Source organism: Corynebacterium felinum, from assembly GCF_030408755.1.
Classification (GTDB): domain Bacteria; phylum Actinomycetota; class Actinomycetes; order Mycobacteriales; family Mycobacteriaceae; genus Corynebacterium; species Corynebacterium felinum.
In genome coordinates, this window is sequence record NZ_CP047209.1 from 554,229 (window position 1) to 579,981 (window position 25,753).

At 53.8% G+C, this 25,753-nt stretch carries 22 protein-coding genes; 18 read left to right on the forward strand and 4 right to left on the reverse strand.

The window, feature by feature from the left end; translation table 11 throughout:
• Nucleotides 1-148: 148 nt before the first annotated feature.
• The 8 genes from CFELI_RS02485 (at nt 149) to CFELI_RS02520 (ending at nt 10,444) form a co-directional block, all read left to right on the forward strand.
• Nucleotides 149-2,095: an HtaA domain-containing protein gene (locus tag CFELI_RS02485; RefSeq protein WP_374724716.1), complete on the forward strand. Its 1,947-nt coding sequence runs from the start codon at nt 149-151 to the stop codon at nt 2,093-2,095.
• Between the two features lie 84 nt (nt 2,096-2,179).
• On the forward strand, nt 2,180-3,262 hold the full coding sequence (locus tag CFELI_RS02490; RefSeq protein WP_277104970.1) for a heme/hemin ABC transporter substrate-binding protein: 1,083 nt from the start codon (nt 2,180-2,182) through the stop codon (nt 3,260-3,262).
• A gap of 78 nt (nt 3,263-3,340) precedes the next feature.
• A complete protein-coding gene (locus CFELI_RS02495) occupies nt 3,341-4,384 on the forward strand; it encodes a FecCD family ABC transporter permease (RefSeq protein WP_277104976.1) in 1,044 nt (347 codons plus the stop codon).
• Nucleotides 4,381-5,208 (forward strand): heme ABC transporter ATP-binding protein, encoded by an 828-nt coding sequence (locus CFELI_RS02500; protein ID WP_277104969.1) that lies wholly within the window; start codon nt 4,381-4,383, stop codon nt 5,206-5,208. The genes CFELI_RS02495 and CFELI_RS02500 overlap by 4 nt, the downstream gene beginning before the upstream one ends.
• Before the next feature lie 41 nt (nt 5,209-5,249).
• Complete coding sequence (locus tag CFELI_RS02505; protein WP_277104968.1) at nt 5,250-6,458, forward strand: HtaA domain-containing protein; 1,209 nt, start codon at nt 5,250-5,252, stop codon at nt 6,456-6,458.
• A 1,027-nt stretch (nt 6,459-7,485) separates the two neighbouring features.
• Nucleotides 7,486-8,445, forward strand: a complete 960-nt coding sequence (locus CFELI_RS02510) for an HtaA domain-containing protein (protein ID WP_277104967.1) — start codon at nt 7,486-7,488, stop codon at nt 8,443-8,445.
• 193 nt (nt 8,446-8,638) lie between these two features.
• A complete protein-coding gene (locus tag CFELI_RS02515; protein WP_277104966.1) occupies nt 8,639-9,478 on the forward strand; it encodes an HtaA domain-containing protein in 840 nt (279 codons plus the stop codon).
• A 192-nt stretch (nt 9,479-9,670) separates the two neighbouring features.
• The gene (locus CFELI_RS02520) at nt 9,671-10,444 is read left to right on the forward strand and encodes a hypothetical protein (protein ID WP_277104965.1); all 774 of its coding nucleotides are present in this window, start codon (nt 9,671-9,673) and stop codon (nt 10,442-10,444) included.
• A gap of 114 nt (nt 10,445-10,558) precedes the next feature.
• Here CFELI_RS02520 and CFELI_RS02525 read toward each other — a convergent pair whose 3' ends face one another.
• Together CFELI_RS02525 and CFELI_RS02530 are read right to left on the reverse strand one after the other, a co-directional pair.
• Entirely contained in the window at nt 10,559-11,875 is a 1,317-nt protein-coding gene (locus tag CFELI_RS02525; RefSeq protein ID WP_277104964.1) for an O-acetylhomoserine/O-acetylserine sulfhydrylase, read from the reverse strand.
• Nucleotides 11,876-12,155: 280 nt separating this feature from the next.
• Nucleotides 12,156-13,379, reverse strand: coding sequence for a trypsin-like serine protease (locus CFELI_RS02530; RefSeq protein ID WP_277104963.1), 1,224 nt, complete (start codon nt 13,377-13,379; stop codon nt 12,156-12,158).
• A gap of 940 nt (nt 13,380-14,319) precedes the next feature.
• Here CFELI_RS02530 and CFELI_RS02535 point away from each other — a divergent pair.
• Nucleotides 14,320-15,234, forward strand: a complete 915-nt coding sequence (locus CFELI_RS02535) for an ABC transporter ATP-binding protein (protein WP_277104961.1) — start codon at nt 14,320-14,322, stop codon at nt 15,232-15,234.
• On the forward strand, nt 15,231-16,040 hold the full coding sequence (locus CFELI_RS02540) for an ABC transporter permease (protein ID WP_290259344.1): 810 nt from the start codon (nt 15,231-15,233) through the stop codon (nt 16,038-16,040). The genes CFELI_RS02535 and CFELI_RS02540 overlap by 4 nt, the downstream gene beginning before the upstream one ends.
• Before the next feature lie 560 nt (nt 16,041-16,600).
• Here CFELI_RS02540 and CFELI_RS02545 read toward each other — a convergent pair.
• Nucleotides 16,601-18,817, reverse strand: a complete 2,217-nt coding sequence (locus CFELI_RS02545) for an NADP-dependent isocitrate dehydrogenase (protein ID WP_277104959.1) — start codon at nt 18,815-18,817, stop codon at nt 16,601-16,603.
• 506 nt (nt 18,818-19,323) lie between these two features.
• Here CFELI_RS02545 and CFELI_RS02550 point away from each other — a divergent pair.
• The 7 genes from CFELI_RS02550 to CFELI_RS02580 all read left to right on the forward strand — a co-directional run bounded on the left by CFELI_RS02550 (nt 19,324) and on the right by CFELI_RS02580 (nt 24,744).
• Nucleotides 19,324-20,544 (forward strand): MFS transporter, encoded by a 1,221-nt coding sequence (locus CFELI_RS02550; protein WP_277104975.1) that lies wholly within the window; start codon nt 19,324-19,326, stop codon nt 20,542-20,544.
• Nucleotides 20,545-20,613: 69 nt separating this feature from the next.
• Nucleotides 20,614-20,802 carry a hypothetical protein gene (locus tag CFELI_RS02555; RefSeq protein WP_277104958.1) on the forward strand — a complete coding sequence of 63 codons (189 nt, stop codon included), beginning with the start codon at nt 20,614-20,616 and terminating at the stop codon, nt 20,800-20,802.
• Nucleotides 20,803-20,847: 45 nt separating this feature from the next.
• On the forward strand, nt 20,848-21,747 hold the full coding sequence (locus tag CFELI_RS02560) for an exodeoxyribonuclease III (protein WP_277104957.1): 900 nt from the start codon (nt 20,848-20,850) through the stop codon (nt 21,745-21,747).
• A gap of 83 nt (nt 21,748-21,830) precedes the next feature.
• Nucleotides 21,831-22,043 (forward strand): ATP-binding cassette domain-containing protein, encoded by a 213-nt coding sequence (locus CFELI_RS02565; RefSeq protein ID WP_277104956.1) that lies wholly within the window; start codon nt 21,831-21,833, stop codon nt 22,041-22,043.
• A gap of 19 nt (nt 22,044-22,062) precedes the next feature.
• Entirely contained in the window at nt 22,063-22,410 is a 348-nt protein-coding gene (locus tag CFELI_RS02570) for an ATP-binding cassette domain-containing protein (protein WP_277104955.1), read from the forward strand.
• A gap of 3 nt (nt 22,411-22,413) precedes the next feature.
• Nucleotides 22,414-23,328, forward strand: coding sequence for a hypothetical protein (locus tag CFELI_RS02575; RefSeq protein WP_277104954.1), 915 nt, complete (start codon nt 22,414-22,416; stop codon nt 23,326-23,328).
• Between the two features lie 165 nt (nt 23,329-23,493).
• A complete protein-coding gene (locus tag CFELI_RS02580; protein WP_277104953.1) occupies nt 23,494-24,744 on the forward strand; it encodes an ATP-binding protein in 1,251 nt (416 codons plus the stop codon).
• A gap of 46 nt (nt 24,745-24,790) precedes the next feature.
• Here CFELI_RS02580 and CFELI_RS02585 read toward each other — a convergent pair whose 3' ends face one another.
• Nucleotides 24,791-25,162, reverse strand: a complete 372-nt coding sequence (locus CFELI_RS02585) for a carboxypeptidase-like regulatory domain-containing protein (RefSeq protein ID WP_277104952.1) — start codon at nt 25,160-25,162, stop codon at nt 24,791-24,793.
• Between the two features lie 373 nt (nt 25,163-25,535).
• Here CFELI_RS02585 and CFELI_RS02590 point away from each other — a divergent pair, with 373 nt between their 5' ends.
• Entirely contained in the window at nt 25,536-25,724 is a 189-nt protein-coding gene (locus CFELI_RS02590) for a hypothetical protein (RefSeq protein WP_374724717.1), read from the forward strand.
• The last annotated feature ends 29 nt before the right edge of the window (nt 25,725-25,753 follow it).

Below are 25,753 nucleotides of genomic sequence, written 5' to 3' on the forward strand. Positions count from 1 at the left end.
TTCCGGCGCACCCCTCACCCCCTGCGGTGGGCAAACCACAAAGGGAACTGCGCGTGTGAAGCAGTGTGTCGCTTATTCACACAGCACACAACGTTAAACCCCCGACATAGTTACTGAAAGTACACGGAGAGACGGAGAAACAAGGCCGATGGTTTCAGCCGCAAAGTCACACAGCGCACGAAAAAAGGTGCTGAGTTTATTGTCCGTGCCCGCGATCGTAGGCCTGCCGCTACTAGGAGCGCCTGTGGCCTTCGCTCCCGCTGCGCACGCACAGTCCAACTGCGCCTTTAACTGGGGGGTTAAGCAAACCTACCGAAACTACATCAAGGGAAACGTTGCTAAAGGCAACTGGGATTCCTCCTCCGGAATCGGTTTTACGGGAAGTGCCACTGGCGCCGATGGTGCTTTTGTGTTTACTCCTGGCAAAGCTACTATCACCAGTGCTACCGAGGCGACCATCCCGATGCAAGGCACCTTGCATTTCAAGGGTCATAACTACACTGGCCTTGATTTGCTGGACATGAAGATCAGCGATATCAAAGTGGTGGTCAAGGGCTCCAGCGCTGATATTGTTGTGGATTATCAGTCCTACGAATCGGATATGGTGGATAAGACCAAGCGTGGTAATCCAATTAACGGGGACGATGTGACCATTGCCACCATTGCGCTGAATAATGCGCCCAATACTGATTCTGGCACCGTCGATCTCAGCGGCAACACCACCTTGACCCAAGGTGGAAAGCAGCTGTTTATCAGCTACAATGTGGGTGAAGCCCTAGATCCTACCTCCGGCAGCGTCAAACTTGATGGTAGCTGTGGTGGCTCTGGTGGTTCGGCCGGTTCGGGTGGTTCCGGCACTTCTGGCGGTTCGGGCGACGTGTGTAAAAATGCGTTCGGCAAAGTCTCCGGCGAATTCAGCGGTGCCAATAAAGAAGCCATGGGTACCCTTGCTGAAATTAATGACACACTCGGTGGGATTAACACCTTGATGTGCAACGCCTTGGAGTTTAAGAAGACAGTCGAGTCCTTCTCCGGCAGCAAAGACAAAAACACCCAATCTACAGGCGGTGCGGCAGGAACAAGCACCCAAGCTTCTGCTTCCGGCACTACCGGTGGCACAGGTGGCACAGGTGGAACCTCCGGCCAAACCAGTGGCTCCGGTACTGGTGGCTCAGGTGCCACAGGTGGCGTGTCTACCACTTCGGGTGCCAGCGGCGGCCTAAGTGCAGGCAGTGCCCAAGCAGCCTCTGCTGCAAGCAGTGACGTGTGCTCTGCAGAAGGTGCGAAGGGTGTGCAGCAAGCAAAGGCTGCATGGGGTGTGAAGAAATCCTTCCAGTCCTACATCACCGGCTCCATTGCTAAGGGTAAGTGGACACTATCGAACGTGCAGCATAGCAACGGTGAATTCCACTTCACCGGCAACTCCGGCGCGGTGGATACCGCAAAGAAGAGCGGCACGATTGCTTTCGGTGGTGGCATGAAGTTTACGGGGCACAATGGTGTGCTGAATCTTCAGATCACCAACATGGAGATCCAGTTCAATGGCAATTCTGGTGCACTGATCGCTGAAGTTGTCTCTTCCGATACATCCGGTAAGGTCACCAACTTTGGTCGCGTGGCTTTGGGTAATTTGCAGTTCAGCTCCTTGAATATTAGTGACAATTCCGCATCCGGCACGGCTAGTGTTTCCTTAACTGATGCTGGTTCGAAGGCTTTTGCGGAGTTCTATGAGCCAGGCACCCAGCTTGATCCCATCAGTTTCCAAGCAGGTCTTGGTGCATCTGCTAACTGTGCATCCGGCCAGGGTAGTGCCGCGGCAACAAATGCTGCGGGTGGCAGTGGTGCTGGGGCTAAGGCTGCCGAGCTGAAGAATTCCGGCGAGGCAGGTGGCGACGTGAGCTTCGATGAGGATTCCACCAGCACCGAAGGATACGAAAGCGGCGCCAATAAGTTCAAGATTAAAAACGCCTCAGCCTCGGCAAATGGTGTTGGCGGTACGGAGCTGAGCCCTGGAATGTATGTGCTTTTGGCGCTTGCTGCTTTCGTGGTTGCAGGTGGAAGTATGGGGCGCCTCGTGGTGAATAACCCAGCCTAAGAAGTACGGTGCCTAGGCGCGTGAAACGCCGCACCGATAAGTGAACACCAATCCTCTGTCAGCAAACCGGAACTAAGGGAGACCATGAAGACTTTTTCTACCAAACTTCGAGCCGCCGTCGTGGCTACAGTATGCGCGGTCAGCTTAGTGGGCTGTGGAGTTCAAGGCGCCTACGAATCCTCGGGAGAGAAACTACGCGACTCCATTCCTGCTGCTACTGATCTTTCCGATCCACGCAGCTTTGAAGGGGTCACTCAGGTGACTGAGTTTGATGAAGTGGAGCCAGTCACTACCAACGCGAAACCAAGCCTGCCTGTGGAGCTTACCGACGCCGACGGCTACGATGTAACCGTCAATGACACCTCCCGCATCTTGGCGCTCGACCTTTATGGCACCTACACCAAAACCCTGACTGGTTTGGGGCTGGGATCGAATATTGTTGGCCGTACCGTTTCTTCAACGGAGAAGTCTTTAGAGTCGTTGCCGGTGGTCACCCAGGGTGGTCACAACATTAACGTCGAAGCGGTGTTGTCACTGGAACCCACATTGGTGATTGTTGATCACTCCATTGGTCCACGGGATGCTATTGATCAGATTCGTGCAGCTGGTGTGACCACAGTGGTGATGGAACCCACCCGTACTATCGAATCCATTTCCGATGACATCAAGAACCTCGGCGCAGTCGTGGGCTTGAATGAGGAAGCTGAGAAACTGGCTCAGCGCTCCATGGAGGAGATTGAAAAGGACCGCGAAGCATTACAGGCACTAGTTCCTGAAAAGCCAATGCGCATGGCGTTCTTGTACGCTCGTGGTACTGGCGGGGTGTTCTTCATCATGGGTGAGGGCACGGGTGCGAAGGATCTGATCGAAGGTATCGGTGGTGTGGATTTGGGTACCGAATACAAGCTTTCTTACGCCGAACCTGCGAATGCTGAGGCGCTGGCCAAGATTAATCCTGAAGTGATCATCATGATGAGCGGTGGTTTGGAATCTACCGGTGGTATTGAGGGTTTGCTGCAGCGACCAGGCATTGCTCAAACCACAGCGGGGCAGAAGAAGCGTGTGGTCACCTTGCCGGATGGGCAGTCGCTCGCCTTCGGTCCGTTGACTGGACAAACCTTGATCCGCTTGGCGAAGGCTGTGTACGCTCCGGAAAACGCGAATTAAACAGAAGGCTCAGTGACCTTAGTGACTCAACAACTGCAACAAAAACTCGACCCCAGCCTCGCACCATCGCAGGCAGATGTGTCACAGCCTAGTGCTGCTGAGGTGTTTGCCCGCCGTCGTAAGCGTCGCATTGCCACTTTCGTGGTGCTGGCAATTTTGGCGGTAGTGTCTACCATTTTGTCCATTGTGTTGGGGCAGTTTTACGTGCCACTTCCCGATCTTGTTCCGCTGTTAGCGGCGGGTCCTGGTGGGGATAATTTGGCGGGCAATGTGATTTGGGAGATCCGCCTTCCCCGCATCGTGTTAGGTTTGCTGGTTGGTGCTGCTTTGGGCGTGGCGGGCACCTTGATGCAGGCGGTGTTTGCCAACCCCCTTGCGGAGCCGTCGATTATCGGTGTGACCTCCGGCGCTGGTGTCGGTGCGGCGCTGGTGATTGTGTTTAACGTGAGCATTGTGGGTACGTTTACTGTTCCGCTTGCCGCGTTTTTGTCGGCGGTGCTGGTCACGGTGATCATTTATCAGCTTGCGCGTAGTCAGGGCAAGGTGAGTGTGGTCAACCTGATTTTGACCGGTATTGCGATTAATGCGGTATGTGGCGCCTTGATTTCTTTCATGGTCTACCTTGCCCCCACCGCGAACCGGGAGCAGGTGATTTTCTGGCAGATGGGTTCGCTCAATGGTTCCCAGTGGAAGCATGTGTGGGTTGTGCTTCCGATTGTGGCTGTGGGTGTGACCATGGCGTTGCAATTGGGTAAGAAGTTGGATGTGCTTGCTTTGGGTGAGCGGGCGGCTGGCCATACGGGTATTAATGTGGCGCGTTTGCGCATTGTTGCGATTGGCGCGTCCACGGTGCTGACGGCTGGTGCTGTGTCTTTTGCTGGTCTGATTGGTTTTGTGGGGTTGATTGTGCCGCACCTGCTGCGTTCGATTGTGGGCCCGGAGAATAAGATTTTGCTGCCAGCCTCGGCGTTGGCGGGTGCCGTGCTGATTGCGCTTGCCGACGTCGCCGCCCGCACCGTTATCCCCTTCGCGGACCTGCCTATCGGTATTTTCACCGCGCTGGTCGGTGGCCCCACCTTCTTTATTCTGTTGCGTCGCATGATGCGAAAGGGAATGCATTGATCGAAGTACACAACGTCAGCGTCGATATTGGTGGACGCAGGCTTTTGCATGATGTTTCTTTTACTGCCCGCCCTGGTGAAGTCACAGGCCTGATTGGCCCCAATGGTGCAGGTAAGTCCACCATGCTGGCTGTGGTGTCTGGCGACCTTGAGCGCAGCAGCGGCCAGGTGAGCGTGGCGGGCCTAGATCCGGCGTCGTCAAGCGCGTTGGAGTTAGCGCGCGCCCGCGCAGTGATGCTGCAAGATGTCGGCGTGTCCTTTGAGTTTTTAGTGCGCGACGTCGTTGCCATGGGACGGCGCTGCTGGGAAGGCACCCCGCTCGAATTGCTCGACGAGGAAATCATTGACGCAGCCCTAGCCGCCACCGACGCGCAACATCTGGCAGGCCGCGACATTGCCACACTCTCCGGTGGCGAACGCGCCCGCGTCGCACTCTCGCGGGTGCTCGCGCAACAAACACCCGTGGTGATGCTGGATGAACCCACCGCCGCACTCGATATCAAACACCAAGAACTCGTGCTTGGCCTCGTGCGCACACTCGCCAAGGCCGCCAACGTTGCGGTGATCGTGGTGCTGCATGATTTGAACGCTGCCGCCAGCTACTGCGACCACATCGTGTGCCTAGCGCGCGGCACAGTCGCAGCCGACGGAACTGTCGCGCAGGTGTACACCAGCGAAAATTTGAGTGAAATCTATGGTTGGCCAATCCAGGTCAGCGTAGTCGATGGTTTGATCAGCGTTCACCCCGAACGCCAGCGAAGCACCGACTCTGAACAGGCATTTGTCTCACTTCTTACCCGCGAGAAAGCAACTGCTCGTTCCTAAAAACTCACCGTGGGTACAACACACGTGAAGGATCAGTGATCATGAACCTATCTTCCACACACAACACACTAAGCGCAGCTGTTCTAGCCCTCACACTGGGCGCTGGGCTTGCCCAAATCCCCGCAGCTAACGCCCAAGAAACCGCAACTGCTGCAACAACCTGCACCCAGCCTATTTTGCAGGTAACAAAGGGCACCTTCCACTGGGGAATCAAGGAATCCTGGCGCCAGTACATCAAGGGGCAAATTGCACTCGGCGATTGGGAGACCTCGAAAAATGTGACAGAAAACGGCGATCCAATTGGCGCTCAATTCACCTTTGCCTGGCCGGTAGATCCTGCAAACTCACTGATCCTTCTGGATTCAACCGGTAAAACTGTCAGCCACGCACTGGTGAGCACCCAAGAATCTGCGGCAACATTTTCAGGCCACAAGGGTGCGCTACAGTCAACCATCATTTCCCCCTACGTGCGGGTCAACGGTGAGAATACCAAAGTAGGTGTGCACTACCAGGGCTTCTACGTGCCAGGTAAAGGCATGACGGACTACAAGCCGGACGATCGCACCCCAAAGAACCGGGTAGAGGGCAAAGATGTGTTCGCGGGCACGAAGAAAAATAGCGCCCAAGCAACCACCTGGACACTAGGGCAGAACACCGCACAGCTGCACTCCCAGCATCTTGTGGTGGAGCCAAAACCAGGCACTGGATACAACCCCGACACGAAAAAATCTACGGTAGATGGAGTTGATATTATCTTCCTCGGGATCTACAACAAGGATTACAAACCTGAGATTGATGACGTTAAGCTCACATTGGAAGTCACCCCAGGCTGCCTGGATACTGCAAACAGTGAGATCAAAACTCTCGCTGCGGGTCTTGGTCAGGACCGCCTGCCCGATGAATATGCGTGTGCGATCGGAACAGGCACAAAGTTTAGCCCCGAACGCATCACGATGCTGAACAATTTCAGCATGGGTGCATACACCCCGGCCGCCTCTGAGCCGTGCCAAGCCCCAGTGCCTGGTGCTGGTCACTCGAGCGCAACATCGAGCAGCGTGCCGACGCCGGGCGCATCGTCGAGCGTATCCGACTCGATGAGCGGGAGCACAACGGGAAGTTTGGAAGAAATTTTCAAAAAAATCCGCGCCAATGTTTCCTCCCTGTTGGCAATCATTGCCGGCGTGGCCACGGTAGCGATTGTAGGCAAGATGATCATGGATCTGGTCAAACCATTCTTGCCGAAACAATAGGCAATGACAGGTAGTGCTCCTGCTCTAACGCACACCTGTGCTGCATATGTGCTCATTGATCCCCTGCGTTTTTTGCACGAACGTAGGGGATTACGCGTCTTCGCCCTACGCGCATGAAAGCACAAGGCAACCACGCGCCGCAGGTACCACGCTCAGCGGGAACTTCAACACCCTCCTGTCCACACTGTATACCTTCTTCACACCTGCTCTGTATCTGAAGGTTTTATTGGCCCTAGGGCATCCGCCACGTGAGGTAATTCGACCAATTCGAGGGTGCGGTATTAGATCAGGGCCTCACACAACGAAAAAGTCGAATTACCTTCGTTCTCGTGGGTCTTGGGTGTGGCTTGAGAAGACTCCAATGTGGAGCAACTCGACTTATTTTTGAAAGATTCTTTGGAACTAGATCCTTGAGAACGAAAAGGTCGAGTTTGTTCGGTTCCTTGTTGGTAGGGGACAGGTTGTTTTGAACGGTGCGCGGGTTGGTTGCTCGACCAATTAGTACGTCATGTGCATGGCTTGCACGTTCAAAAAAGAAAAAGTCGAGTGCGCTTGCAGGTGCCTGGGATTTGGAGGTCCTTCGTGGCGCTGAGCGTGAGGTTTCTTGGCTGCGCGCGAGCGCGAAAAAAGGTGACCGTCACTACGCTTTTGAGAACTGAAAAGAATGAAGAGGGTACATGCAACTTAGGCATGGGGGAAATTCGGTGCCCACGTTGGTGGTAGATGCAGGTGGATAGGCCGGTTGCCTTTTTTTTTGAAATGGAATGGTGGTGTTTTCGGCTCAGCCCGAGAACATCTTATGTAGTGTGTATCCCCTAGGTGCATTTTTGCTGCATATTTGCTAATGCTTTTGTAGTATTGGTACCCGGTCGAGGAAACGGGTTTTGCAGGGGGGTAAATAGTGGGTGAAATAGGTGAAAAGTGGTTGAAATGGCGATGGTTTTGGATATAAGGTGAGCCTTGGCTTTTTTAGCACATGCTCGCCTTTGGTTTTTAAGATTCGATATAAGGAGAAGATCGAACAATCATGGCAATTTTTAACCGCACCCGCGTAGCACTCGCGGTATCTACCGCACTTGCTACCGCTGTACTAACCCCCGTTGCCGCTCACGCTGATGACACTCTCGCCAATTGCACACTTAAAGGCTATGAGGTGGAATCTGGAACCCTCAAGTGGGGTGTGAAGCAATCCTGGCGCAACTATGTTAAAAGTGCTATTGCACAGGGCACGTGGACTTCTGCTGGTGCTGTCAACGAAGAGGGAAATACCGTGGCAGACACCGCTGTAGGCTATGCTTTCAACTTTGAAGTGGACCCCAAGCTCAGCCGCATCGAAGGCGATGGCACAAGCATTACCAAGGCAATCATTGGAACCAAGGCATCCACCGTGAAGTTCACCGGCCACCACGGTGCACTTTCTACTCAGATTGAATCCCCTTATGTTGAAATCAACGGTGGAACCACCAAGGCGGGTATCAACTACTCCGGCTTCTACGTTGCCGGTAAGGATATGGCTTCCTACAAGGATTCTGACCGTATTCCAGAAAATGCAGTGTCAGGTTCCGGCTACATCGCACAAGGCACCACCTCAACCTGGACACTCAACGAGAAGGATTTGAAGGTGCAGGCCACTGGTTTGCGCTACACCCCACAGCCTGGCACCGATAAGAAGAAACACACTGCTGAGGGGGCTGATGTTGCGTTCATGGGGCAGTATGATTCAACCCATCCAATGGATGATGTCGCACTTGAGCTGAAGGTAAAGAAAGTTTGCCTTGACGGTAAGCCACAGCCAGCTCACCCAGGCAAGCCAACCAAGAAGGGGAAAGACGCAGATACTGGCAATAACACCACCCCAGGCGATCAGGGGCAGAACCAGTCATCGGGCGGCAAGGTAGCAGGTATCATCGCTGCGATTGTGGCAATCCTTGCGGCTCTTGCGGGTGTTGCAGCATTCTTCCTCCCAAAGATGGGCCTGAAGTTCTAAGGGAAAATTAATTTTCCTCAACCATTGAATTTACGGGTGCGTGTGGAATACGATCGGCACACGCGCCCGTTTTTCTATGCGTACGGTAGCATCAAGCAGTAGTCTTATAATGAAACTGTCTCCTATGTAAACCACCAGCCACAACCGTGGCGCGGTGTAAATTTTTTAAGAAAAGAATGTGGAGTGTGAGTAAGTGAAGAAATTCTTGACTGCGGCAACAAGCGCCTTGTTGGTGGCTGGGGCCTGCATTATTCCCGTTGGTGCACAGGAAGCCACAGCCCCTAGTGATCTGGAGCCAACGGTGACCAGTGGGCAGTTTGTGTGGGGCTTTCGTAAATCCTTAGTCAGCTATATCACCGGCCCTATTGGGCGAGGCACTGTCACCCTTGATAATGGTGTGACTCCATTCGAGGGGGATAAAAAAGACTTCGCTTTCCCCATTGATGTCGTAAACGCGCGCTATGAAGCCAACGGTGATGCGCAACTACCACTGAAAGGTGACATTCACTTCCGTGCGCACTACGACAGCAAGGAAGACCGCTGGGGTTTGGATGTGAAGCTCAGCGATTTCAAGCTGGTGTTCAAGGGCGCTTCTGCGACCGTGACCGTGGACTATGAAACCAAGGGTGATCTTGGGGCAGCGACCGGTCAAGGTACCACGGGCACGACTGGAAGCAAGAGTGGTAATGATGTGGAGCTGGCGCGTTTTACCTTGCCTAAGGGGCCGATGGTTCCCACTAGGGCTGGCTACAATTACAAAAATATCGACCCCACCGTTGCAGGGCCCGGTTTCCAGGAAGCATTTATTAATAATCGCTATGCTGAGGGCACCGTGCTGGATGCGCCAGATTTAACGCTGGCGTTTAATATTCCTGGCGATGTGGATCACTACGGCACGAAGTCCTCGGTGGATTCGGAAAACCGAACCAAGGTTATTGTTGGCTCCTTAGTGGGCGTGTTTGCACTGTTCGGTGCGATTGTGGCGGCGCTTAAAGCGTTGGCGCCACGGTTCGGATTGCGGCTTCCTTTCTAAGCAATCCTGCCGGTGTGATCCCCCTAACACGCACCTTATATAAGAAATAACCAAAGAGAAGGCTCTTGTTCCTGAGCAGGGAATGAGAGTCTTTCTGTTATGTGGAATCGTTTCGGATTGGCGTGATATTTTAAACGTGGCATGAAAAAGATGAACATTCACTATTGATTGGATTCTAAGAGAGGAAACATCATGCGTACCACGTTATTGGCACCGTCCGTCGCCGCCATTATGGTGGCTTCGATGATGCATCCGGCAGCAACAGCAGCAGAAAGGATGAGCATTTCTCAGGGAACCTTCACCATGGTTTTAACTCATGGGAGCAATGAAGTCAGTTCCGTTCAGTTGCCCATCAATGCTCATACCTCCCGCATCGATACCACAGGCGCGGGTGTTCTCCATGTATTTGGTCCAGTGCAGTTTAAAGGCGGCGGACACCAAGGCAACCAGCCCTTTAAGTACACCTACAATTTGAACTTGAGCAATATGCGGGTCAACCTGAATGCTCAAACAAAGCGGGGTAATTTTGTTGCCGACTACGAGCTTGATTATTTGGACAACCGCGCCGATAAGAGAGCAAAGAACGTTGTGCTCGCGGAATTTCCCATTAGCCCTGATTTCGATCCGCGGAAGAAGAACTACACCAGCAAGGCTTTTGATTTGTACCGGGTTGATTCCGCGCGTCCACACTTGCCGGAGCCACTTCCTGGATGGGCTGTTGCACCAGTAGATACCGGTCGCTATTCGCTCACCTTCACCACTGGCAGTGGTGGTAGCAATAATCCCACCCCGCCACATCAACCTGCCCCTCCTGGGCAGCAGCCACCTTTTGGTGGTTTGTCAAGCGGTGTTGGTTGGCAGTCGACCGTTGCTTTGGTGGTCAGTGTTCTAGCAGCTGTGACAGCTTTAGCGGGTTTGCTCACTAATGCCCTGAAGGTATTTCCGAATCTGAAGCTCGGTTCTTAAAAAATATTGTCTTAGTGCCTTTCACGCCCCTTGCAACAGTTGTGTGATTGCGCCAAACATACAGGTGGTTTCTTCGACACATTGAAGAAACCACCTGTGCGTATTTGCCCAGTACTATATTGCGGCGAATCCTGCTTCGAGATCAGCGAGAATATCGTCAATATCTTCAATGCCCACAGATAACCGGATGGTGGACTCGGAAATGCCCGCTAGTGCTAGACCTTCGGCGTCGCTTTGCGAATGCGTGGTGGTAGCAGGGTGCACGACGAGGGAGCGCACGTCGCCGATGTTGGCGAGATTAGAGTGCAGCTTCAGCGCGTCGATGAAAGCCCAGGCTTCGTCTTTGCCACCCACAACATCGAAGGACAGGACAGAACCGGTGTACTTCAAGCCCAGTTTTTCCTTTGTGGCGTACCACGGGGAGGAGGGCAGGCCGGCGAAGTTTACCTTGGACACCTTTGGGTGATCGTTGAGGAACTGAGCTACCGTGAGCGCGTTTTGGTTGTGGCGTTCAACGCGCAGGAATAGGGTGTCGAGGCCCTGGACGCTGATCCATGCGTTGAAGGGGGAGAGTGCTGCGCCGGTGTCGCGTAGCAGGCCGACGCGGGCTTTAAGCCCGAATGCGGCAGGTCCTAGGTCGGCGTATTTCAGGCCGTGGTAGGCCGGATCGGGGGTGACGAAGCTGGGGTGTACGGGTTGTCCGTCGCGTTCGACGGTCCAGTCGAAGCTGCCGCCGTCGACAAGGATGCCGCCGATCACGCTGCCGTTGCCGGTGTAGAACTTTGTTAGCGATGCCACCACAATATCCGCGCCGAGGGCAAGCGGTTTGACTAGCGCTGCGGTAGCGATGGTGTTATCAACAATCAGCGGCACCTGGTTACGGTGTGCAACTTCAGCGATGGCGGGAATATCAAGGATGTCTGCTTGGGGGTTGGCGAAGGTTTCGCCATAAAATGCCTTGGTGTTTGGGCGTACTGCTTGCTGCCATGCTTCGGGGTCGTCGGGGTTTTCGACCAACGTAACCTCGATGCCCAGCCGGGCGAGGGTGACTTGGAAAAGGGTGGAGGTGCCACCATAGAGGCGGGAGGAGGCAACAATGTGATCGCCGGCGGAGGCAAGGTTTAAGATCGCTGCGGTTTCTGCTGCTTGGCCGGAGGCGAAGGCAACAGCGTGGACGCCGCCTTCGAGGGTGGCGACGCGGGTTTCGAGCGCTTCCGTGGTGGGGTTGGTTAAGCGGGTGTACACCGGTCCGATGTCTTCGAGTGCGAAGCGCTGCTTTGCGTGCTCGGCGGAGTCGAAGAGGTAGGAGGTGGTCAAATACAGTGGCAGGTTGCGTGCGCCGGTGTCGGAATCAACTGGCTGGCCTGCGTGAATAGCTTGGGTTGCTGGTGCCCAATCGGCGGCGTTGGAGTTATCGTATTTCGGTGCCATGGTGCGCTCCTTGAAGGGGGTGAAGGTGAGTGAAAGTTGAGTTTTTACCTCACCTTGCGCCTCAGGTGGTGAGGTGGGACACAAAATCATGTCGTTCTGTGACAAAGTTACGCACTGTGGGCCGAAAAAAGAAACCGCTCTGTCTACTTTTGGGTTAAAACCGCAGCTAATCGGGTGTAAATAATATTATTCATCCCGCACTATGCTGTGCTTGTTTGCACTGCTTATCGACGTCGCCACCCTCACCTCATCGATGAACGGTGCTGGCGGCGTCGATACGCTAAAAGCGCAGAGCAAGAAGCCAGCCAGCCACACCCCCGCCCACAAGTGCAGCAAGCACACCGAAAAACCCACGCCACCACTCTGCGCTCAACACAGGCGCCGACGAACTCCCACCTGCACCCACCTGCGCCTCAAGCGCTAAACGCTGCGCTTTTTCTTCCTCTAATTCCTGCACTAGCTGCTCAGACAACTGCTGCTGTTTAACGAGCGCGGCCTGCGCAATTTCTTGTTCCCGCTGCGCGTGCGCAACGACCTGCCGCGCATCGTCTTGTGCCTGCTGCGCCTGCGCAATTTGCTCAGCTGCCGAATCGTGCAGCGCCTGCGCCTGCTCATGCAACTGCTGGGCCTTGTCGACGTTCGCGGCAGCTAAAGCTTCACGCTCAGTCGCACGCTCCAGCGCCTTTTGGGCATCTGCGGCGTTGGTTTCCGCGATCTCGAGTGCGATCGCACGCTGCTGCTGCGCGGCCAGGATACGCTGATTGATCCGATCTGCCACCCCCGGATCGATCTCCGCCATGAACTCAGTGCTGCGCGGCTGCGGGCGCGAATTAACTTCACGGACAATCCAGTCATATACAGCCGGAACAGAACTGAAATTAGTTTTCACAGACGAGCCAATTGAGGAAGAAATACCCGCAACAGTGCCCCGAATAAACAGCGGCCCACCAGAATCACCCGGACGATTTTTCGTCACACCCTCATTTTCACTGACAAACATCGCACCCTGATTAAAACCGCTGGCAGTATAGGCCCCCACCACTTTCTGGTGCGACATCTTCAACACATCCTTCGTGCCCGAACCCCACCCATAATTAGTGCCGGCATCATTGATGCGCACAGCATCACGAGAAATATCAGCATAATGCGCCAAACCCAAACCTGATTCAACAAACACCAACGCAATATCGCCACTCGGGGCATCAGCATGCCACACACCCGTGATCGAAGGCGCGGGCAGCGTAGTGCCCCGCTGAATATCCACCGTGGCAATCTCGTCTTTATTTTTCCGGCAGTGCTCAGCTGTAAGCACCCAGTGCTCATCAATAGCAACCCCAGTGCACAAGCTTCTGCCATTGACAATCAAGCGCACCACTTTATTCGCTTCGATTTCTTCAACCCGTGTTTCCCGACCCCCTTCCATGGCACTAGCCTGCGGGATCACTAGGGTTGAACCTGCACCAAAGCATAGGAGAACAAGGGGAAGAAGGAGGCGTTTACACATGGAAAAGACCACTTTTCTCAGCCGGAAAGCGCTGCATAGAACAAGGAAAAGGACAGGGCAGTGTTACTACTCAACACAAGGGGTGCTACAGATATGGCCCCGCCTAGCTTTCGCCCACAAGCATTCCGGAAGAGAAGATCTATTCAGACCACAGTTGAATGTGAGTCTATTATCATTTCCAACATAAACAAAGCCTGATGCATTCGCGCACAAGAAGTGCCGCATCCACTCACGCTTCGCGTCGCGCTACCACCCATCGAGCCTGCTGGGGGGCAGGATGATAGCGACCACTTTGCACGGTTGTGCGTTCGCCTTCGGTAATGGCAACGCGGGGAAGGTTGTGACCAGTGTGGCTTCCGGGTATTCCTGTGAGCGCCATAGAAATATGGGCTCGTTTTTCATAGATCAAGTCAAAAGTTCGTGATAGTGTCGCCTATAACTATGAAGGATTGCGTCGAAGTTGCTATTCGTTAGCGTGGATTGTGCGCAATGGTAACCCTCGGCGATGTGAAAAAGTTTGGGAAATAGTTACTGCCTATATTTATATGAATTCTTCACAATGTTTGAGCATTGATAAAAAGCGGCGTTTCTCCGGTTTTTGAATATAGTCTGAAGCTGTATCTGGCAGCCAAAGTGCTGGGAGATTTTTAAGGAGTAAATCATGAGTGCTTACTTCAAAGCTGTGATCGTCTATATGTTTGTTTTTTCAATATGCGCTATCATGTTTGACGGTCTAGATACCGTTGGTGGAACCACGGCTACCATAGTGTTATCAATGCTTTCTGCGCTGGTGACGTGGTTCGTATCTTCCCGTGAAGGGGATTGAAAAGAGTGCAAATTACTCAAAAGAAGTGGTGTAAATTTCTGCAATTAGTGTAACTTGGGCCCCTATTGTATGGATGTGACGATAGGGGTGGTACTTCTTTTAAAGGTGAAAAATATGGTGCTTCGTATTTCAAATATTCATAAATCTTTTGGAGAAAAGAAAGTTCTCAACGGTGTGAATTTCAATGTTCACAAAGGGGAAATATTTAGCCTGCTCGCTGCCAATGGTGGGGGTAAAACAACCCTCATGCGGATCATCATGGGACTACTTCCTGCAGATTCAGGGGAGATTCACATCAATGATGTACAAGTGCAGCCAGGATCTGTCAAAGGGGTGGGCTATATGCCCGAGGAACGGGGGTTGTATGTCAACGAAACGGTCCGCAAACAGCTTCGCTACTTCGCACTTTTGCATAAAGTGCCAGCAGATACTGTTGATAAGAGAATTGATAAAATCCTCGCTCAGCTCGACGTGGAACAATACGCCGATAGTAAAGTCAAGCACCTATCTTTAGGGAACAAGCAGCGCGTGCAGATCGCAGCTGCCCTCATCCACGAACCTGAGCTTCTCATTCTTGATGAACCCTTTTCTGGACTTGATCCGATGTCGGTTGAACGACTCATCGCACTGCTCAAAGAATATGCGCGGGGTGGGCGCACCATTGTATTTAGTTCACATCAAATCGACATTGTTGACCGCATTTCTGACACCTTGGCGGTGATGAAGGAAGGGGTAATAGTTTTCCAAGGGGATCCTTCGTCGCTGAAGCTGAGAGATGAACTCACAGTAGTGCATATTCACGCGGTCTTTGAAGAAGGTCGCTCAGTTGAAGACCTCGACTTTAGTCAATGCAGTTCTGTGCATTCGTGGGATGGGCTGACGCTGACATTAAATTCTGATCACATAACAGTCGAGGAATTAATGAAGTCCGGTTTACAGGGGCAGGAAATCCGGGGTGTGGATTATCAAAAGCAATCGCTCACCCAAGCTTTGGAATCACTTTACGATGGTGCGGAAGGAATGAAATGATACGACACCTAGACTTCGGGGTAATTGCCACAATCGCGCGCAGGGAAGCGGCCCTTAGCTTGCGAAGCCTTGGTACGCATCTCACCCTTGTAGTACTTGCCGCCGGAATGATCTACTTAGCCTGCGGCGTATTGGAACCGCGTGACGATCTCTTCGCCGGTGAGGTCGGAATTACGATCGTGTCCATATTTTTGTTTGTGGCCTTATCCATCGTGATCATGATGAATTCCACCTTGGCCGGAGCTTCGATTACCGATGAGCGCGACAATAAAATAACCGAAATTCTCCTCTCTGCGACGAGACCAGAAGAACTGTATATTGGAAAGCTTTTCGGACACGCGCTCGTGGGCATCGGCCAACTCATAGTTTTATGGGCAGTGGTTGTGCTTTCGCTTTTTTCCATCGACACCGGCGCAAACAGTGATTTTCCTTGGTTTACGGCAGTAATAGTTCTCGCCTTTTTCCTCCCCGGCTATCTTCTATTCACCGCGCTCCATGCCATTACAGGTGTGTTGGTCTCGCGTAACGAAGACTACGTTTTTGCGCAAATACCGATCTTATTCCTGCTGCTTTTTTCACTCAGCATCCCTTTCGCACCGCTTGTGAATTGGGGATCGTCTTCTGAGGGATGGCTAGTAGCTATTTCGTGGGTGCCACCACTATCCATGGGGGCAGCCCCCTTAGTACATTTAGTGGGCAACGGTGCCGTTTGGCTTGTGGTTTCTTCGTGGTTACTGCTGGTCTTTTCTACACTGATCCTTCTAGTTCTTGGTGGCAAAATATTCCACCGCCGCATTTTGGTCTAGGCACGCAAAGGCAAAACATTCAAGGCTATAGGCGGATGACGTTCGGTTGCGTTGTTGTGTAGTCCAAAGTGCTGAATGAACTAATGCGACCGACAGCCTTAAACCAGTGGCAACTTTCCGTCGGAAAGAAAACCCTACGCACACTGTGTCAAAGCCTGGATTCACAGGCCTCCGCTAGGTCAGGTTAGGGGGAGGGGGACATATAAGCGAAATATTGATTCGACATAGAGCAAGTGCTACCCAAAAAACCGCAGGTCAGATTTTGGTGCTTGTGCTGAAAGTCGAATCAGTATTTTTGAATCAATCCTTGCGTATTTATAGGTGCTGTTTTTGTGTGGGGGAGCTTTTCTTCTGACTTCGCGCGTGTGCTCGACCTTGTGTGTTTTCCGGGGTGGAAAACTTCTGGTGTGTACTCAAAAGGTCGAGTAGCCACTGGGGTGACGCAATGTGCGGGGCGCGCTGGGGTGTTATTGGGGGTGGGTGGGGGCGTCGACAAGCACAAAAGCGGCGGGGCTTAGCATTCACACTAAGCCCCGCCGCCCACAAAGAGGGGGAAGAAATTACTTCTTCACAGCATCAATGATCTCATTGAGCGTGGCGGAAGGACGCATAATTGCAGTCACCTTCTCCTCAGATGGCTGGTAGTAGCCACCCAGATCAGCAGGAGCACCCTGGGCAGCCAGCAGCGCCGCGTTGATCTGATCAGCATTCGCAACAAGTGCCTCAGCCACAGGCTTAAAGGTTGCAGCAAGCTCAGCATCCTCAGTCTGCTCAGCCAAAGCCTTCGCCCACTCGGTGGTGAGGAAGAAGTGAGAACCACGGTTATCAATCTCGCCAACCTTGCGGGAAGGAGACTTGTTCTCATCCAGCAGACGCTCAGTTGCGGCGTCGAGAGCATCAGCCAACACAGCAGCCTTCTTGGTGCCGCCAGTGTTGGTGATGTGGCGCAGCGACTCAGCCAGAGCCAAGAACTCGCCCAGGGAATCCCAACGCAGGTGGTTTTCTTCCTGAACCTGCTGCACGTGCTTCGGTGCGGAACCGCCAGCACCAGTCTCAAACAGGCCGCCGCCAGCCATCAGCGGAACGATGGACAGCATCTTCGCGGAAGTGCCCAGCTCCAAGATGGGGAACAGGTCGGTGTTGTAGTCACGCAGCACGTTGCCGGTCACGGAGATGGTGTCCTCACCGCGGCGGATGCGCTCGATAGACACCTTGGTTGCCTCAACGGGGGACTTGATGGAAATATCCAGGCCCTCAGTGTCGTGATCAGCCAAGTACTTCTCCACCAGGGTGGTCAGGTTGCGGTCGTGAGCACGCTCAGGGTCCAGCCAGAAAATAGCTGGCATGCCGGACAGGCGGGAGCGAGTCACAGCGAGCTTGACCCAGTCCTGGATAGGGGCATCCTTGGTCTGGCATGCACGCCAAATATCGCCAGCCTCAACGTCGTGCTCGATCAAAACCTCACCAGCAGAGTTGACAACCTGCACCTTGCCGTCAGCGGCAACGCGGAAAGTCTTGTCGTGAGAGCCGTACTCCTCAGCCTTCTGAGCCATCAGACCAACGTTAGGCACGGTGCCCATGGTGGAAGGATCGTACGCGCCGTTGGCCTTACAGTCGTCGATCACGGTCTGGTACACACCTGCATAGCAGGAATCCGGGATCACAGCGAGGGTATCTTGCTCCTCACCAGCAGCGTTCCACATGTGGCCGGAGGTGCGGATCATCGCAGGCATGGACGCATCCACGATCACATCGGAAGGAACGTGCAGGTTAGTAATACCCTTGTCGGAGTTCACCATGGCTAGTGCTGGACCCTCAGCCAAAGCCTTGTCAAAAGCAGCCTTGATCTCAGCACCGTTGTCCAAAGACTCCAAGCCGGTGTAGATAGCAGCCAAGCCATTCTCACCGTTGAGGCCATTGGCCAAAAGAACCTCACCGTACTGTGCGAAGACATCAGCAAAGTAAGCACGCACCACGTGGCCGAACAAGATGGGGTCGGAGACCTTCATCATGGTGGCCTTCAGGTGAGTAGAGAACAACACGCCCTCTTCCTTAGCGCGGGCAACCTGCGCAGCAAGGAATTTATCCAGTGCCTTCGCGGACATGAAGGTGCCGTCGATAACCTCACCGGCGAGAACCTTCAGATCGGCCTTCAAAACGGTCTCGGTGCCATCGGCGGCAACATGCTTGATGGTCAACACGTTGTCGGCAGGGATGATGACGGACTTCTCGTTGTGGCGGAAGTCGTTGGCATCCATGGTGGCAACATTGGTCTTGGAAGAAGCATCCCACGCACCCATGCGGTGAGGGTTCTTCTTCGCAAAGTTCTTCACGGCAATCGGCGCGCGGCGGTCGGAGTTGCCCTCACGCAGCACAGGGTTAACAGCGGAGCCCTTGACGGCGTCGTAACGCGCACGGATGTCCTTCTCCTCATCGGTTGCAGGAGCGTCAGGGTAATCAGGAAGCTTAAAGCCCTGTGCCTGCAGCTCAGCGATGGCTGCCTTCATCTGAGGGACGGATGCGGAGATGTTAGGAAGCTTAATGATGTTTGCTTCAGGGGTCTTGGCCAGCTCACCCAAAGCCGCGAGTGCGTCTTCAACCTTCTGGTCCTCGGCGAGGAACTCAGGGAACTGGGACAGGATACGGCCTGCCAGGGAGATATCGCGAGTCTCGACCTGGATACCTGCGGTGGAAGCGAAAGCCTCAACGACTGGCTTCAGGGAGTAGGTCGCAAGAAGTGGAGCTTCGTCGGTACGAGTCCAGATGATCTTAGCCATATGTCTCCTTATTTAGGAATGAAAGCGTGAAGTACAACTGTTTAAGAATACCGCCCATGAGGGTGTTTCGTCACACGTATCCAGCGAATATGCGCATATGCTGCGCCGACGCTGCGCATAAACGGGGGTAGTAGCAGTACGATCGTTCTGTTTTGTGCGGGCTTTGCCTCGATCCCCACACCCCCTTAATCCCCGCACCCCCTTCCGCGAACCGGGACTGCCGTGGCGGCGTCGAAACGCATCCCACCCCACGACGCAGGCAACGCTGTGGGCTGCACCGTCCAGCACTGCTATGGGGTATGCGGGGCAAGGTGGGGAAATGGACGTAGCGCACTTATGCGAGCACGCTGCGATCTGGGCAACTATGCGCGAGTAAGGAATTGACAGCGCAGCTAGGTGGGGCGGTAGTCTTTGCTCACGTGTCAACGTCTCTGAGCTCAACGCCTGCAACCGAAGTCCTCGATGAATCATCCCGGGGCACCTCTGCGCGCTTTTCGCGCCGCCCCATCCCCCTGCAAACTGAGATTTCCCCGCAAGGGCGCCTCATCGTCATGATTGCCATCGGACTCGGGGGTTTTGCCATCGGCGTCGGCGAGTTCGTCGCAATGGGGTTGCTGAAAGATATTGCGCACGCGTACTCGATTGCGGAAAACACGGCAGGGCACATCATTTCCGCCTACGCCTTAGGTGTGGTGCTTGGCGCCCCGATCATTACAGCGCTCACCGGCATGATCCCGCGGCGGCGCCTGCTGCTGATCCTCGTGGGCGCTTTCGTTGCGGGTAATGCTTTAACAGTTGTTGCCCCAAGCTTTGGCACCTTGGTGTTTGCGCGCTTTATCACCGGCGTGCCGCACGGCGCGTTTTTCTCCGTGTCGGCGCTGGTCGTGACCTCCATGGCGGAGCATAATAAGCGTGGCCGGGCGCTGGCTTTTGTGGGCATGGGCTTCCCGCTGTCGAGTTTGCTGGGTGTGCCCGCCGCGCAAGCTCTCGGCCACCAGTGGGGTTGGTCTTATGCGTACGTGCTGGTCACCGCGTTTTCTTTGAGTACGTTGGTGGCGTTGTGGTTCCTGCTTCCGCACATGGTGCTCATGTCGCCGACGAGTCCGCTGGCTGAGCTTGGTTCGCTCAAGCGCGCCCAGGTGTGGTTCTCGCTTGCGATTGGTGCGGTCGGTTTCGGCGGCATGTTTGCGGTGTATACCTACATTTCGTGGACGATGACTCAGCGCGCCGGTGTGGCAGAAGAGTGGATGTGGTTGGTGTTGAGCATCTACGGCGTCGGAATGATTGTGGGCAACTGGATTGGGGGTCGGTTGAGTGACTGGAGCGTTGATTACGGCGTACTGGTCTCCCTAGGCGCAATCGTCGCATCGCTGCTGCTCTTTAGCGTTGCGAGCGCTTCTACTATCCCCGCGATTGTGTGTTTCGCCATTATCGGCGCGTCTGCTTCCGCCCTGATCCCGTGCCTACAGCTGCGTTTGATGGATGTGGCGGGTAAGGCGAAAACTCTTGCCGGTGCGCTCAATCATGCGGCATTGAATATTGCGAACGCGGCGGGTGCGTTCATGGGTGGTGCCGTGATCGCTGCAGGATACGGCTATAACGCACCCGCAATCGCCGGTGCAGGCTTAGGTGTTGCTGCGATTGTGATCTGGCTGATTGCTCGTGCGTATCGACGCCCCCACCCCTGCACAACTACCCTCACCCCTGCCCCTTCCTCAGCAGGTTAAAAAGGATTATGCTGGGTGGAAAATTCGCTGTCCACCCTTATTTTCTTTGCCTGTTTATGGAACCTTGTTATGAATAAAAGCATCACCTTGAGGATCATCGGTACACTCTGTGGGCTCATGGGGCTAGTTTCAATTCAGCTTCAGTGGCCCGACTGGGTACTGCAACTGTTCATGCTGATGACCCTCATCATCGTCTTTCTCATCCCACACCCAAAGAAAAACACCTCCCCCACAGACAACCCACACCAGTACTTTTAGCTTAAAAGTCGAGTGTGCTGCCCACGCTGCGTTAAGGTGGACTGCATGAAAATCACCACAATTAACGTCAACGGAATCCGCGCCGCCTGCAAACAGCGCTCCGACGACAACCTCGGCTTCAACCCCTGGCTGCTGGAAGAAAATCCCGACATCGTCTTGCTCCAAGAAGTGCGTGCCAGCGACAAAGATGCCCGCGCAGCCCTTGCCCCCATCCTTGATCAAGGCTGGCACTTCTACGGTGCCCCTGCCGCGGCTAAAGGTCGCGCCGGGGTGGCGATTCTGAGCACAACCGAATTAGATGATGTGCGCATCGGCATCGAGGGGTTTGAGGATTCCGGCCGCTATATTCAAGGCACCGCCACCATTGGCGATGATCAGGTGACAGTGGCCTCCTTATACTTGCCTTCCGGATCGGCCGGTACTGATAAGCAGGACGAAAAGTATCGCTTCCTTGATTCCTTCGAAGGTTTCCTCAGCGATGCTGCCGCCACGCACGAATTGATGGTGATTGGTGGGGACTGGAATATTTGCCACCGCGAGCAGGATTTGAAGAATTTCAAAACCAACCGCACCTCTTCCGGCTTCCTATCTGATGAGCGGGCCTTCATGGATCAGGTCTTTGGCACCTTCCCGGACGCCCAGTCGCAGATCACTGATGCGGGCCAGTGGGCCGGTGCTGTTGAATACACCTCCGACAAGGTGCGCCAAGCAGCAGAAAACCCGGTGTGGTTCGATGTGGCACGCCGCCTCCAACCCGAGGACGCCCCCTATACGTGGTGGACCTACCGTGGCCAAGCTTTCGCCAATGACGCCGGGTGGCGCATTGATTACCAAGCTGTAACTGCCGCCATGCTCACACGTGCCACCAAAGCTGAGGTGTTTAAAGCAGAAAACCACGCGATGCGCTGGTCGGATCACGCACCACTAACAGTCACCTATAGCTAAACGCACACACTGCTGGGCGCGAAAACCACCCACAGTGGGGGAGTGGGATCGCGCCCAGCTTCGGATAAGGAGGGGAGTAGCTGATGATTACTGGCCTGATCGGCCTGAACGGTGCAGGAAAAACCACCCATTTACGTCACCTGCATGATCGCGTCCCAGGAGCGTATCTTCCCGACCATCCATGTATTCCGCTGGAATTAAGCGCCTGCGAATTACTCACCCGGGTGGGGTTGATGAAAAAAAATACCGGAGGCGAAGCAGCGCGCGCAGTCGCTATGCCGTGCGCTACTTATTGATGGCGCTTTTGAGCGACCAGTGTCAACGTATTCCGCCGGTAACTATAAAAAGACCGCCATTGCAACAGTGCTACTTCAGCGCCCTGCGATTGCGTATCTCGATGAGCCGCTAGAAACAGTCGATAGTATTGCCCGTGAAAGGGTGATGGAGATTTTTCGCACCATGAGCGCAGCGGGCTCGTCGCTGTTTATTTCCACCCAAGATATCGATCTGTGCATGAGCTTTGACTATGTGCAAGTTTTTGCGCAGTTGACAATTGTGGCGGAAGGAACCCCCGAAGAAGTTTTAGGGACGAACCCGCGTCAACGGTTCTTCGAACTCACGGGTGCACGCCTGCCGCAGGAAGAACTGGGCTGGTTAAAATAAACGATGCTTGGCACAATTCTTTATGCACGCTACGGCTCTCGCGGTGATGGGTACGAAAGAATCGCTGAGCTTATGCTGATCATCGGGATCTGCCTAAGCATGCAGGTAGAAATACCACTTGTGTTTATGCTCATCTCTGCGGTTGCTACTGGGGTGATGGCCATTCAAACAATGGCTACCCACTGGAATAATTGGGCACAGCCACCAATTTCTGCGCCGAAAAAGCTGTTATACCGCGATTGTTATGCCGCCTCCTTAATATCCGGCCCCTTCATAGTCACACTTGCCTATGCGCTTTTAAGCGCAAACGTAGCGGTAGCCCTTCCCGCCCTTGCCGCAGGTGCCGCTGTGCTTGCCTTATACCCGCACACTCCCCGCATACGCAAGAGCACGACGCGCACCCGCACACCGCACACTATGGGCATAGCGGCATTTGTGGCCTTTAAAATCCGACGAGGACGCTTCCCTGGCGACAGCGTATTTCTAGCCTGTGTATTCCTTGTTGCTGCCGTGGCGCTTTCTTTGAACGGGCCCGCCTATGCTTTTTTGTGCTTCGGATTTTCCCTCGGTTTAGTACTGGTTGTCGCCTACCGGGAGCGCGATGACCTACCCGGGCTAAGCATCCGAAAAACTGTGGGCTTTGCCGAATATGTGGCCTACCTGCACCTGGTGATTCCCGCGACGGTGCTGGCCGTTGTGGGATCAGTGGCAGTGGGATCAGTATTCCCGTTGCTCGCACAAGTAGTGGCAACTGGGGTGGCGGTGATTCTCGGCCGGGTGTTTCCTACCTATCCGCATGCGCATGCTCGACTGCGCTTCAGCGGAAGAGAGCCCAAACCGACACTATTGCTGGAATATGGTGTGCATGTGATCCTTCTGGGCGTGTGGTGGCTGGTTGCCATCCCCGCTTTTGTTTAAAACCTACGCGCAATCCTTGCCACCACCTTGATCCGCCACTATTTCAAACGCAGCTAATGTTGCCACCGATCCACGACTTTTGTTGCCACCAATCCACGACTTTTGCTGCCACCGATCCACGACTTTTCTTGCCACCGATCCACGACCGGCATACAATCTTAAGGTATGCAAGCGCATCTTCGCCGTAATATTCAAGACTGGTTGGCCGAACTTTTAACCACCTTTTGTGCTGTTGAGATTTGTGGCGCGAGACAGGTTGGCAAGACTACGTTGGCTACGATGATGGGGTCGGTGCTGGCTAAAGAAATGGCTTTCTTTAGCCTCGACGATCCTGAAGTGCTCAACGCTGCGCAAAACGATCCGCGGGGATTTCTCGGCCAAGCTGACAACCGAATCATGGTTATCGACGAGTTTCAACGAGCCCCAGAGCTTGTCTTGCCATTAAAAGCAGCGATTGATGCGGACCGCACTCCTGGGCGATTCATTATCACTGGTAGTTCTCAATTACTTGCAGAAAAATCAGCCGATAGTTTAGTTGGGCGCGTCATTAGCTGCACGCTGCGGGGGTTTAGTCAAGGAGAATTACGCGGGTACAAAGAAGACTTCATTACACGAGTAATAAGCGGTGTAGATCCACTGGAGGAAAAAACTACTGCAGACCGTAGCGAATACGTCGACATTGTCGCTCGTGGCTCAATGCCGGAGGTGCAAACGCTTTCGCCACGCATGCGAACCGCATGGTTCGATTCCTACTTGGAAAGGATCACTTCAAAAGATATTCAAGAACTCAGGCGAGTCCCTGAACCGCACCGAGTACTTACCCTGCTTCGTGAACTCGCAGCAGTCCAGGGATATGAAGCTGTTATCGGTAGGCTCGCCAATCTTGCTAACATTCCTGCGACTACCACCAGCGCATTCGTGTCACTTTTGCGTTCAGTGTTTCTCATCGATGTAATCCCACCATGGACGCCAAACTTGCTCAAACGTGAAGTGGGAAGACCAAAGATAATCATGAGTGATTCCGGCTTGGGGGTTCATCTGACCCGAACCCACCCCGACATCCTCAAAAACATCATCCACGGGCAAGCCTTTGGTGGAATGCTCGAAGCGTTTATCGTAAGTGAATTGCTGCGACAACAAACCTGGAGCGAAACAGACTGGAGTCTTGCGCATTATCGAAGCCCCGACGATAGGGAAGTCGACATTATTGTGGAACTGGCTGACCAGCGCATTATAGCGATCGAAGTCAAAGCAGCGTCGACAGTCAACGCCACAGATTTCAAACACCTAGAGTGGTTGCGGGATAAATACAGGGAGAAATTTGTCGCAGGCTTCGTGATGAACACCGACACCCAAGGAAGACTACTTGGCCCGAAACTCTATTCACTTCCAGTCGCAAGCCTGTGGAAGGAATAAATCCGAGAGATTGCACGCCTCAGGGCTTTTTCTTGAAAGCAGATCGTTATCCGCGTGGCATGGTTAAGGTGAGTGCGAAACTGTGTTGATCGGGAAGGGTTACGTCAAAAACCTTTGGCTGTGCGGTGGCGGGACAATTCACCGTCACCGTGTGTTTGCCTGGCACGAGTGAGGCATGGAAATACCCGGCATCATCAGTGAACTTTGCGCGCTCATCATTTTCCCACGACAACGCCACCAAACACTGCGACCACGGATGGCCGGCCTGATCGACCACCGTCAAATGAAAGCCCGCCTGCGCGTCAGCTGGAGTTGTGGTTTTAAACAGCCCTGATAGCCCAAAAAATGAGGCCACTGAGATCACCGCACTAATAATTATGCTCAAAATGCGACGCAAAAGATCCCGAATCCAACTCACCTCACACACCTCCTCGTTCAACGCGGGGCACACCACGATTTCACAGGCCAATTAAGAACCGAGGCTAGTCGATGGGTAGAAACAAAACAAGGAATAATGCATATTCTTTATATATTTTATTAAAGAAAACGGGGGTTTCGTTCCACAGAAAACTGCGCAGAAGGGGGTGGTGCCAAAGCGCAATAATGAAAATGGTACGCAAAAAATTTTGGGGAATTTTCTATTCACAATGTGCCGATACGCTGCACGATCAGCGCCATATAACTAGGAGGATTGGGTACTGCGCATCGATAGCGGGAAGATTATTTTCGGAAAAATTCGGTGAAATAGGGTAGGTTCTTTGGGGATACTTTTACTACCTCGCATAGGAGCATTGATTTACATGCGCGCTCAGGGCATTTTTTTCTTCATCCTCGGAATCGTTTTGTTGGTCGTCTCTTACTTCCTGCTCGGCGCCCACGACGTTTCAGCAATCCTTGGTGCGCTCGCACTCGCCGGTGGCGGAGCTTCCATCGTCGCAAGCATGGTGTACCTGTTCGGCAAGAAAGACCGCCTGCAATAAACTCGCGTTGACTTATCACACCGCTGCCA

Coding starts and splice junctions, on each gene's coding strand:
- CFELI_RS02485 (WP_374724716.1), top strand. CDS start 149: ATGGTTTCAGCCGCAAAGTCACACAGCGCACGAAAAAAGGTGCTGAGT.
- CFELI_RS02490 (WP_277104970.1), top strand. CDS start 2,180: ATGAAGACTTTTTCTACCAAACTTCGAGCCGCCGTCGTGGCTACAGTA.
- CFELI_RS02505 (WP_277104968.1), top strand. CDS start 5,250: ATGAACCTATCTTCCACACACAACACACTAAGCGCAGCTGTTCTAGCC.
- CFELI_RS02510 (WP_277104967.1), top strand. CDS start 7,486: ATGGCAATTTTTAACCGCACCCGCGTAGCACTCGCGGTATCTACCGCA.
- CFELI_RS02520 (WP_277104965.1), top strand. CDS start 9,671: ATGCGTACCACGTTATTGGCACCGTCCGTCGCCGCCATTATGGTGGCT.
- CFELI_RS02525 (WP_277104964.1), bottom strand. CDS start 11,875: ATGGCACCGAAATACGATAACTCCAACGCCGCCGATTGGGCACCAGCA.
- CFELI_RS02530 (WP_277104963.1), bottom strand. CDS start 13,379: ATGTGTAAACGCCTCCTTCTTCCCCTTGTTCTCCTATGCTTTGGTGCA.
- CFELI_RS02535 (WP_277104961.1), top strand. CDS start 14,320: ATGGTGCTTCGTATTTCAAATATTCATAAATCTTTTGGAGAAAAGAAA.
- CFELI_RS02540 (WP_290259344.1), top strand. CDS start 15,231: ATGATACGACACCTAGACTTCGGGGTAATTGCCACAATCGCGCGCAGG.
- CFELI_RS02545 (WP_277104959.1), bottom strand. CDS start 18,817: ATGGCTAAGATCATCTGGACTCGTACCGACGAAGCTCCACTTCTTGCG.
- CFELI_RS02555 (WP_277104958.1), top strand. CDS start 20,614: ATGAATAAAAGCATCACCTTGAGGATCATCGGTACACTCTGTGGGCTC.
- CFELI_RS02560 (WP_277104957.1), top strand. CDS start 20,848: ATGAAAATCACCACAATTAACGTCAACGGAATCCGCGCCGCCTGCAAA.
- CFELI_RS02565 (WP_277104956.1), top strand. CDS start 21,831: ATGATTACTGGCCTGATCGGCCTGAACGGTGCAGGAAAAACCACCCAT.
- CFELI_RS02575 (WP_277104954.1), top strand. CDS start 22,414: ATGCTTGGCACAATTCTTTATGCACGCTACGGCTCTCGCGGTGATGGG.
- CFELI_RS02580 (WP_277104953.1), top strand. CDS start 23,494: ATGCAAGCGCATCTTCGCCGTAATATTCAAGACTGGTTGGCCGAACTT.